The following is a 10,009-nucleotide window of genomic DNA, read 5'->3' as shown; positions in this document are numbered from 1 at the left end:
GCCTCCGCCCCGGCGCCCCAGGCGGCCCCGGCCGCCGTCGCCGACGCCCCGCAGGCGCCGTTCGGCGGCGACTCCGGGCAGGGCAAGAGCAACACCAACAGCAACACGAACAGCAACAACAACGAAAGCAAGGGCAACGAGGGCAAGGGCAACGAAGGGCGCCGCGAAGAAGGCCGGGGCCACGAGGAGCGCAGGGAGGAGGGCCGCATCCTCGTCAACGAGCGGTCCTACTCCGCCCGCCCCGGCGACTGCATCACCGTGATCAGCGGCCTGGGCGCCAAGACCCTCAACGTCCGCAACGACAGCCACAAGCGCGTGGAGGTCTTCCGCGGGGCGGTCTGCGACAACGGCGCCCCCATCGCCACCGTCGGCGCCTTCAGCACCAGCTTCGGAGTCGACGACCTCCACGTCAAGGACGGCGTCCACGTCAAGGACGGCGTCGTAGCCAGCTTCCGCGTCGTCTGCGACCACGACGACCGCGGAGAGCGCGGAGAGCGCGGCGGGGACGGCGGCGGCGACCGCGGCGGCGACCGCGGCGGCGACCGCGGCGGCGACCGCGGCGGGGACCGCTACAACGACTGACCCCGAACCGACAACACCACACAGAACCCCGGCCCGCCGCAATCGAGCCGGGAACCCCAACCCACAACCCATACAGGCACCACCGGGCCCGGACACCAGGCATCACACCCTGGCGCCCGGGCCCACACCCATCCCCCCACACGCAGACCAGCCCACCCACGGAACTTTCCCCCCGAACACCCCCAGCCCCAGCACATGCACATGGGCCGCACCCCCGTCGACTGCCGGCCCTCACCTCCTCGAAGAACCCGTCGCCCCCTGACCAAGCACCGTTCGCGGCGCGACCCGTGAAGGCCGCGAGGCTCCCTCCCGGACTGGTGGCCACCACCAGCCACACACCGGGACGGGCGGCCGCCACCAGGCGGTGGCCACCCGTCAGGGCGTCGGCGAAACCCGCCAGCCGACGCTTGCGGCGGTTTCCGCGCCGTGCGCACCCGATACGAACAGGAGGCCCACAGGCACATGTGACGAGGCGCGGCCCTGCGGACACGTATGCGACCGGCAGGCCTTGAAGCCGGACAGGTCCGAGCAGACGGGGCACCCCGCTCCGAAGCGCAGGAGGCGATCTGGCGGGTGGACGGCCCGTTCCTGTCACCTGTGTCGGCGCAGGAGCTGGTCCTACCCGTCCGGTGCGCTGTCGGGCAACGGCCTCCCGGCGTCCCGGTCGGCCGGGACGGTAACGCCGGTCGCACGCGCGGCCACCCCGCGAAGGAGTGCCATGGCGGTTTCGGGATGTGCGGGCGGAGCGTCCGGTGCCGCGGGACAGCGCGGGTGCGCCGAGTCGGCAGGTGCAGTGATCAGGGTCGCCGGTCTGCGGCCAGGTCAGGGCGTGTGCAAACCAGCCCAGCAGCGGGCGGCCGACGGTCAATATTCCTGGGCGCGGTCCATGTTCCTGAGCGCGGTCAGTGTTCCTGGGCCGTGGGACGCACCATGATCTCGTTGACTGCGACATGCGGGGGTTGGGTGATCATGAAGGTGATGGCGCGGGCGATGTCTTCGGGATGTAGCCAGGCGTTCTGCGGCAGGCCACGGGCGGCGGCGGACCCGGGGCCGGTCGCCATCTCCGTCGCCGTCAGGCCCGGCTCGATCAGCCCCACCCGCACGCCCCTTCCCGTCACCTCCTGGCGCAGGGCCTCGCTGAACGCGCCTACCGCGTGCTTCGTCGCCGAATAGATCCCGTTGTTCCGGCGCACCACCCGGCCCCCGACCGAGCTGACGTTCACGAGATCGGCGATTTCGCGCGGGCCGTCCGCCGCCGCGCGGAGCAGGTGGGGCATCGCCGCCTGTGACAGGTGCAGGACGGCGTTGAAGTTGAGGGCGACCATCCGTTCCCACTCCGTGGGGTCGACCTCCTCGACCGTGCCCATGGCCACGTAACCGGCATTGTTCACAAGCACGTCCAGCCGCGCGCAGCAGTCCACGGCGTCCTCGACGGCCCGACGCGCCTGCACCGCGTCCGCAAGGTCGGCGGTGAGAACGCTGCACGAGCCGCCCCGGTCACGGATCACCGCGGCCAGTTCCTCCAGTCGTCCCGTACGGCGGGCGACCACCGCCACAGCGGCACCGTGCCGCGCCAGCGACAAGGCGGTGGCCGCACCGATGCCACTCGACGCTCCCGTCACCAGTGCCGCGCATCCCGCCAGGGGCGCGCCATCGGCGCCTGTGGCGGCGTCTGTCGCTGCGCCGCTTCCATCCTCAGCCTGCGCGGACCCGCCGCCCGAATCCCTCACACTCATGATCGCCCTTCACAGGTCGTTCCGCCCAGAACAAGACCGAAGGCGGCGCGCACTTCACACCCCGCCGACCGCCGGCAAGGCACCGTCCGCGCCTCGAAGCCTCGCCATCCAGGCCTCCCCCTCCGGACCGTCGGCCGACCCGGAGGGGGAGGCCGGGAGAGCCCGGGAGAACCCAAAGCAACCCGCGTGGGAATCTGAGGGAAGATGTCTGCGATGCGGAGTCCGGCCAGGTAGATCGTCGCGGTCTTCGCGCAGCACACGGCGGCGCCACGCCACTGTTTCAGGCGGTTGACGCACCGCTCGGGCACAGCAAGCCGAGGCCGTACGGCTCGCGAGGGTCCACCGGCCCGACCGCGCCGCGCCCCTGCCGACGATCGCGACTCCCCACCGCCAGTGCCGGCCTTCCCGTCATCCGGGGTGTGCGGCCCAGACGAGCTCACGCACGCTTCACCGGCCGGCGGACACGGCCTCCGCGTCGCTGGCCAGGACACGCTCCTCCGCGCCGGCCAGCCAGAAGAAGACCGGTGGCAGGCCGAGTTCGATCACCGCCAGCACGATCTGGAACCACTGCGGCCAGCCGTGCACGGCGAGCGAGAGCAGTCGGCCCACGCCGCCCAGCAGAAACACGCCGGCCAGCCACCGCACCTCCCGGGCTGGGATCGGACGCTGCCGCGCGGCCCAGAGCCAGGCCAGCCCGTAGCCGACGAAGCCGGCCCCCATGAACCGGCCCCAGCTGTCGACCGTCGTACCGGCGGAACCGGCTCCGGGGATCGCCGCGTTGCCGAGTGCCACGTGGAACAGCCCGATCGCCACGCAGGCCCAGCCCATCAGCGTGGTGAGTACGCGCAGAGCTCCGGCCATCATTCCTCCAAGCCGTCACAGCGAAGTTTAGTTGACATGCGTCTACTACAGTGGCGACACAAGTAGACGCATGTCAACTAAACTTCGCCCGTGCCTCCTCGCCAGCGACTCGCCCCCGCCGACCGCCGCGCCCAGCTCCTCGCCGTCGGTGCACGGCTCTTCGCCGCACACCCCTACGCCGACGTACTGATGGAGGAGGTCGCCGCAGAAGCCGGGGTCTCCCGGGCCCTGCTCTACCGTCACTTCCCCAGCAAGCACGCACTGTTCGCCGCCGTCTACCAACAGGCGGCGGACCAGCTGCTCGCCGGGACGCGCCTCGACCCCGCCGACTCCCTGGCGGAGCAGCTCGCCCAGGGCATGGACGTCCATCTCGACTACTTCGTGGCCAACCGCAACGCCGTCCTCGCCGCGAACCGGGTCCTCGCGGGCGACCCGGTGATCCAGACGATCATGACGAACGAGCTGGACGCACTCCGTGCGCGGCTGCTGGCCGTACTCCCGCTCGCGGACGAGAACGCCCGCGAGGCCGTGTCCGCCGTCCTGAAGAGCTGGCTGGTCTTCGTCCAGGTCCTGTGTGTCGACTGGCTCGCCCACGAGACCTGCACCCGCACCCAGTTGCGCGACGCCTGCGTCGGCGCGGCGCTCGGCGCCCTGCGGCCGCTGCTCGCACAGGGCCCCGCCTCCGACCGGCCGCGGCAGACGCCCGGCGCAGGGACCCCGGGACTGACGCACCGAGACGCCTAGGGAGCGCGGCGCACCGCCATCGCACCGGGCCCGGACGCCTCGACCGTCCGTACGAGGATCTCACCGGCCGGATACAGCCGGGCCCCGCCCCAGACGCGTGCCGGCCCGCGCCGCCTGCTCGAATCCCGTCCCGTGCCACGCAGGCCCAGCGCGCTCCGGTCCACGCTCCCGCATCCGTCGGCCCGAGGCACAGCCGCTGTCTCGGGCCGACACTCGCGCCCGCCGGAGAGGGCAAGCTCCCCCGGCCGTCACCCCGGAGGAGCCGAGCAGAGCTAGGGCTGCGGACTGGTGTCTCCACCTCCGAGCCGAAAGGTGTGCCGGCGGCGTCGGCGCACACGCCGTACCGGACCGATGGCCGGGACAACCGGGACGTCCTCGCCACGTCGCCGCGCCACAGGGGATCCGGTCCCCCCGGGCACCGTCACGGCGGGCGGACCAACCGCCCGGGTACGGCCGTGTCGGCAAGGTGACGGCACTCTCGCCGCCGTTGCCCCGCCCGGGCCCGGCACTCCGCAGCGCGCGCACTCAGTAAGCCTTGCCGCCCCGGGCCCGGGTCCGGGTCCGGCGGCCGGGAGTGTTCGCCCACGACATCACCCGTACCCCACACGGCACCGCACCTGCTGTGCATGACCGCCGCACCGCGGTCACCCCAGCCGGACGACGGCCACGAACCACACGCCATCCGGCGAGCCGACGACGCCGACCCGGGGCAAGGCGGGCAAGGCGGGCAAGGCGAATGATACGGACAGGCCGTTCAGGGCCCGCTGCCACACGTCGACCCCATAGACATCCGCGGGCTGCGGTGCCCGTGCGCCGCGACGGGCGACGTGCGCGCACATCGCGGCGAGCCCGGCCGCAGGCCATCCAACCCCTGTGCGCAGAAGGCCGATCGGGCCCATGGGACGGGATCCGGCCCACCACGTCACGGACTACCCCGGTGAAGGCCGATCGAGGACCCCTCGGCCGGGCACCGCTCCCCCGCCTCCCGGCCTCACAGACGGCAGGGGCAGTCACGGGGCCGGGCCGTTCGGCCGGCCTGGCAGAGGCCGCCGTGCATCCGCCCATGGACCGCACATTCGCTTGTACGGCGCCCCAGGGATCCGCGCGCCGCAGACGTCAACGGCACGCCACCGCGCCCAACCGACCAGCCGGCCGACGTCCGGCGCGGTCCCGTACGACCGGCCCGCGAAGACCGGGGCCAGGACACACATCACCGCATGCACGGACTCGCCGGTCAGCAGCACCGACCCCTGGCAGGGCCGACCCGCTGCCACCCGATGATCTTTCTACCCGGCCGCACGCCGAGGAGGCCCAGGCGGAGCTTTAACACGAATTAGGTGACGGCTTTCGCAGCGACACACCGCCGGAAGCGGATGATCAGGCGTCAGTGGATCATCCAGAAAGGCTAATAGTCATTCATTCCACCCGTTTGCCCGGTCATTTCGCGTCCCACCTGGGCGGCGGGCAAGGGCCGCGCGTACCCCGAACGGCCCCCACCTCAGTCCTCCAATATGACCGTTATGACTGCCATGAGTACGTTTGATCGCAGTCGGCTGACGAGCCGGCATCTCCGAGATATCCAGAACAGGAGAAGCGACATGAAGCTCGCTCGTTCCACCATGGTGGCCGCCACCGTCTCGGCCGCCGCGGCACTCGCCGCGACCGGCATCACCTACGCCTCTGCTGCCTCCGCCCCCACCTCGGCGCCGCAGCCGGCCCGGGCCGCCGCCGCACCGGCAGCCGCCCCGGCTGTTGCCCCTGCCGCCCGGGCCGCTGCTCCGGCCCCTGCTCCGGCCACCGCTCCCGAAGCCTCCCTCGACGGCGGCTCCGGACAGGACAAGGGCAACGGAGGCCGCGGCGAAGAAGGCAGGGGCGACGGGGGCAGAGACGACGAAGGCAGGGGCGACGGGGGCAGAGGCGGCGAAGGCAGGGGCCGGGGCCACGGCCACGGCCACAGGGAGGGGGGCCGGATCCTGATCAACGAGCGGTCCTACTCCGCCCACTCCGGTGAGTGCATCACCGTGGTCAGCGGCCTGGGCGCCAGGACCATCAACGTCCGCAACGACAGCCGCAGCCGCGTGGAGGTCTTCCGCGGGGCGGTCTGCGACAACGGCGCGCCCATCGCCAGTGTCGGCGCCCACAGCGACAGCTACGGCGTGAACCCGGGACACACCAGGGGCATCCACGTCAAGGACGGTGTCGTGGCCAGCTTCCGTGTGAACTGCGACCACGGCGACCGCGACGACGATTACTGATCGCAGTCCGAAAGCACGCCATGGGCCCCGGCCGCCGCAATCGGGCCGGGCCCCCGGTCACCACCGTTGTCCGACAATCCACAGGCCGTACGCATACCGTCGGACCCGGGCACCAGGCGTCACACCCCCCTGGCGCCAGGGCCGGCGCCCCTTCCTCGAGTCAGCCGGTCCACCTGCGGATTTCCACCCCAGACGCCTCCCACAGACACACCTGAACACGCCCTCGCCACCCACCTCTCCTCTCAGCGTTCGCCCGCAGTGTCACCTCGTGTCCCAGGACGGCGCGCAGGCGGTAGCACTTGAGCAGCACAGTCAAGTCCACTCCGGCCTCGACCACTGCCACAGCCGCGCTGCGCCTCACCCGCGGTGGTACGGCAGGTGCGGTCGGGCTGACCGGCGCCAGGAAGAAGCCCCCGCCCGGAACGGTCGCGGTGGGCCGTCCTCCGCATCCGCAGCGCCCTGCTTGGCAAGGGAGCGGTCAGGGCCCTACGGCGGTGGAGGAGATCTCTTTCAAGATCGCACGGGCCCAGTCGTCCGGGGCCGGGGCGGTGAGGCGGGCCGCGAGGCGGGCGGTGTGCAGGCGTCGCTCTCGGGGGGTCATGGTCAGGGCCTGATGGAGGGTGTCGACCAGGTCGTCGGGCCTGCCGGGATCGGTGAGGAGCGCGGCCCCGCCCAGGTGGGCGGCCAAGCCGGTGTGCCTGGACAGTACGAGCACGCCGCTGCGTCCGGCCGCCGCCCGGCAGGCGACGTACTCCTGCGCCGTGAGGTTCATCCCGTCGGCCAGCGAGGTCACCCAGAAGATGTCCGCCACAAGGTAGTTGTCCACGATGCGCTCGAAGGACAGCGTCCGGGGCACATAGTCGACGGGTTGCCAGGACTCGGTGCCCCAGCGGGAGTTGAGGTCGGCGATCGCCTGCTCCAGCCGCGTGCGGGTGGCCTCGTAGGCGCGGATGCCCGGTTCGGGAGGCGGGCAGATGAGCCGGAACCGCACCCGGCCCCGGAACTGTGGCGCCCGCTCGAACAGAGCCGCCAGGGCATGGATCTTGTGCACGGGCGCCTTGGCGTAGTCGAGGCGTTCGACGGATAGCACCAACTGCCCGCCGGCCCAGGGCCGGCAGCCCGCGGTACGCGAACCGACGTGGGCCTGTACCGCCTGATGGTCGATACCCAGGGGATGCACTGCAGTGCGTGGCGGGCGGGCGGCACCGGCAAGGAGCCGCCGGAAGTTGTCGGCGTCGGCGGTGGTGTGGAAGCCGGCCCAGTCCAGATGCGCGAGTGAGGTGCGCAGTTGTCCGGCCGCGGGAAGCCGACGGAACATGTCCGGTGTGGGAAAGGGCGTGTGATGGAAGATGCCTATGGTCACGTCGGGGCGGCGTTCTTTGAGCAGGCCGGGGACGAGCCATAGGTTGTAGTCGTGCAGCCATACGGTCGCTCCGGGGGCGGCGTGGGCGTCGATGTGCTCACTGAAGGCGGAGTTGACCTGTTCGAAGTCGCCCCAGTGGCGCGGGTCGTGACGGATCAGGCCGGGTACGGAGACCAGGGCCGGCCACAGGGTCTCCTTGCAGGCGCCGTGGAAGTAGCCCGCCCAGGTCGCGGATGCAATGGGCAGCAACGCCAAGCGGAGCGCGGTGGGAGGCGCCGGGCAGGAACATCGCGTGAAAGAGATGACCGGGGCAGGGGCGGGATCGAGGGCAAGAGCGGGTGCAGGGGCTGAGGCTGGGGCAGCGGAGGGAGCGTCCTGGTCGGTGACGAGTGCGGCCGCCCATACGACGTCTTCGCCGCAGGAACGCGGTTCCAGGGCAGAGGTGAGCGTGGGCAGGATGCCGTTGGGGCTGACGGGAGCCTGCCATCCGCGCTGCGACCAGCGCAGGGGCGGACGGTGGTATCCGACCACCACGCGCGAGGGCCGGCTGATCCAGCCGAGGTCTTCCAGGGCCGACAGGATCGCCGCCGCACCGTCCAGTGCCGGACGGTGCACCCGCGCGCACAGGGGCACACGCGCGGCCAGACCGGATTCGGCGTTGCCCACGACCACGCCATGGGCGCCCAGGTCGAACAGAGACAGGTCGTTCAGGGAGTCGCCCGCCACGAGCAGGGAACGCAGCGGCCAGCGCCGCATGCGGGCGAGTTCCCGTACGGCCGCCCCTTTACCCGCGTTCGCAGGCAGGACGTCGAAGTAGCGTCCGGCGGAGTACGTCCACGAGCAGCCGAGTTCGGCCACCGCCGCTTTCAGATCCGGGGTCAGGTGCTCGGGAGACAGGTAGAAGGAACACCGTCCCTCCTGCACGACCGCGTCCTGATAGAACAACCCGGTGAAGCCGTCCAGGGCTGAGCGCACCCGGTCCGCACCGGGCCATCCGGCGCGCAGCCGCTCCTGGAGGGCCTCGGCACGGCTGCCGTCGGCGGCGTCGACCACGCTGGCCCCGACATCGGCGATGATCCAGCGTGGCACGGGCACCAGCGGGTCGTCGGCCAGAACCTCACGCACGGAGTGCACTGAGCGCCCGGTGGCGAAGACCACGGTGATGCAGGGGTGCAGGTCCAGCAGATGGCACAGCCTTCGGCGCGCGCGGCCGTCTCCCGCCAGGAGCGTGCCGTCGAGGTCGGTGACCAGCACCCGAGCCGCGTCGGCGGACGGATCCGGAGCGGCGGGACGAGCGGCCCGGCGATGGGGCGTGCACATGGCGTTGACCACCACTCCTCCTTCAACACAACCCATTGTGATGAAATCACCACATATAGTGATATTCTCAGGAGCGGGGTGTCCCGGCCACCCCGCCCAGGAGACCCGGAGGCGCTATGCACGACGCCGACCCCGCGCGCGAGGAGCTCGTGTCCGCCGCACACGACACACCCTCAGGCCTGGTCACCCATCTGCTGCACAGCGACGACCCACGTACCGCCCGGCTCGGGCGGGCGATCCGGGCGATCCAGCACGCCAGCGCAAACCCGCCGCCACTGCACCCCGACGACGGAGCCCGCATCGTCGACCCGATCACCCACGACCCGGCCTGGTGACGACCACACTGAAGGCGTCCTGACGGCCTGGCCGAAACCAGCGGTACGGGGTCCACCATCACCCGGCCGCGCATCCGCCTCGCGGTCCGCGCCGGCCGGCTTCCGCATCACCTGCCCCAGCCGTCCGCACGGCAAAGCCACGACCCGAAAGCGCGGTGCCCGACCACCGAGAGGCGGCACCCAGCCAGAGAAGAACCGTGCTCCGCGCGGGAAGGGCAGTGCCCGGCCAGGGAAGGGCCGGACGCGACGACTACGAAGCCAACGGGGCCGGACCCGCGCCCTGGGCGTGCCCCGCTGCGAGACCTGCTGATTACGCCACGCCGGCGCACAGGAGTATCCCGGCTGCGGCGCACTACACCACCGCGACCGGCACGCCCCGTGACCACACTCAGGACCGCTGGCGGACAGCACGGCCGCACGCACCTGGAACAGATTCCGCGGACCGGCCCTCAGCGCCCGCGCCTCGCACCCGATAGCTCGGCGCAAACAAGCCGCCACCGGGCCCGAGGACCTCCTTCCTTCCACCGCGAGTCGGCGCGGAACACACCGATCCCTGGCGCCACGACAACGCACCGGGTGGACCCGTCACGGACGGACACCACACCTTCCAACCTCCGCGGCCACACTCCGTGACGTGATCCACCCACCAGACACCGCTACCGCCACCGCCACGACGCACGACATGGCGCAGGCCACCCCACCCAGGAGTACTCACGCCGGCCCAGGAGCATCGCCCGCCGCCGGAACCTGCACGCATACCCTCCGTGACGCAGCCCCGCCTCAACCCCGCCATCGGCAACACCTGCACCAACC

General features: G+C 71.6%; 7 protein-coding genes. 4 read left to right on the top strand and 3 right to left on the bottom strand.

What is annotated here, in order from left to right; all coding sequences use genetic code 11:
• Window positions 1-582, top strand: a 582-nt coding sequence (locus BIV23_RS44580; RefSeq protein ID WP_071386712.1) for a hypothetical protein, incomplete at its 5' end; no start/stop codon positions are given.
• A gap of 902 nt (window positions 583-1,484) precedes the next feature.
• Here the strand turns inward: BIV23_RS44580 and BIV23_RS44575 are convergent.
• Complete coding sequence (locus BIV23_RS44575) at window positions 1,485-2,318, bottom strand: SDR family oxidoreductase (protein ID WP_079173815.1); 834 nt, start codon at window positions 2,316-2,318, stop codon at window positions 1,485-1,487.
• 447 nt (window positions 2,319-2,765) lie between these two features.
• Window positions 2,766-3,179, bottom strand: coding sequence for a DUF4345 domain-containing protein (locus tag BIV23_RS44570; protein ID WP_071386711.1), 414 nt, complete (start codon window positions 3,177-3,179; stop codon window positions 2,766-2,768).
• 90 nt (window positions 3,180-3,269) lie between these two features.
• Here BIV23_RS44570 and BIV23_RS44565 point away from each other — a divergent pair, with 90 nt between their 5' ends.
• On the top strand, window positions 3,270-3,923 hold the full coding sequence (locus BIV23_RS44565; RefSeq protein ID WP_071386710.1) for a TetR/AcrR family transcriptional regulator: 654 nt from the start codon (window positions 3,270-3,272) through the stop codon (window positions 3,921-3,923).
• A 1,598-nt stretch (window positions 3,924-5,521) separates the two neighbouring features.
• Complete coding sequence (locus tag BIV23_RS44555) at window positions 5,522-6,178, top strand: hypothetical protein (RefSeq protein WP_071386708.1); 657 nt, start codon at window positions 5,522-5,524, stop codon at window positions 6,176-6,178.
• A 478-nt stretch (window positions 6,179-6,656) separates the two neighbouring features.
• Here the strand turns inward: BIV23_RS44555 and BIV23_RS44550 are convergent, their stop codons facing one another.
• Window positions 6,657-8,861 (bottom strand): trehalose-6-phosphate synthase, encoded by a 2,205-nt coding sequence (locus tag BIV23_RS44550; protein WP_071386713.1) that lies wholly within the window; start codon window positions 8,859-8,861, stop codon window positions 6,657-6,659.
• A 116-nt stretch (window positions 8,862-8,977) separates the two neighbouring features.
• On the opposite strand from BIV23_RS44550, the gene BIV23_RS44545 reads away from it, so the two are divergent.
• Entirely contained in the window at window positions 8,978-9,196 is a 219-nt protein-coding gene (locus tag BIV23_RS44545) for a hypothetical protein (RefSeq protein ID WP_071386707.1), read from the top strand.
• Window positions 9,197-10,009 lie beyond the last annotated feature (813 nt).

It is taken from the genome of Streptomyces monashensis (assembly GCF_001866665.1).
GTDB lineage: Bacteria > Actinomycetota > Actinomycetes > Streptomycetales > Streptomycetaceae > Streptomyces > Streptomyces monashensis.
The sequence above is the reverse complement of the archived record's forward strand: the minus strand, read 5'-3'. Positions and strand labels throughout refer to the sequence as shown.

Coding starts and splice junctions, on each gene's coding strand:
- BIV23_RS44570 (WP_071386711.1), bottom strand. CDS start 3,179: ATGGCCGGAGCTCTGCGCGTACTCACCACGCTGATGGGCTGGGCCTGC.
- BIV23_RS44575 (WP_079173815.1), bottom strand. CDS start 2,318: ATGAGTGTGAGGGATTCGGGCGGCGGGTCCGCGCAGGCTGAGGATGGA.
- BIV23_RS44545 (WP_071386707.1), top strand. CDS start 8,978: ATGCACGACGCCGACCCCGCGCGCGAGGAGCTCGTGTCCGCCGCACAC.
- BIV23_RS44550 (WP_071386713.1), bottom strand. CDS start 8,861: ATGTGCACGCCCCATCGCCGGGCCGCTCGTCCCGCCGCTCCGGATCCG.
- BIV23_RS44555 (WP_071386708.1), top strand. CDS start 5,522: ATGAAGCTCGCTCGTTCCACCATGGTGGCCGCCACCGTCTCGGCCGCC.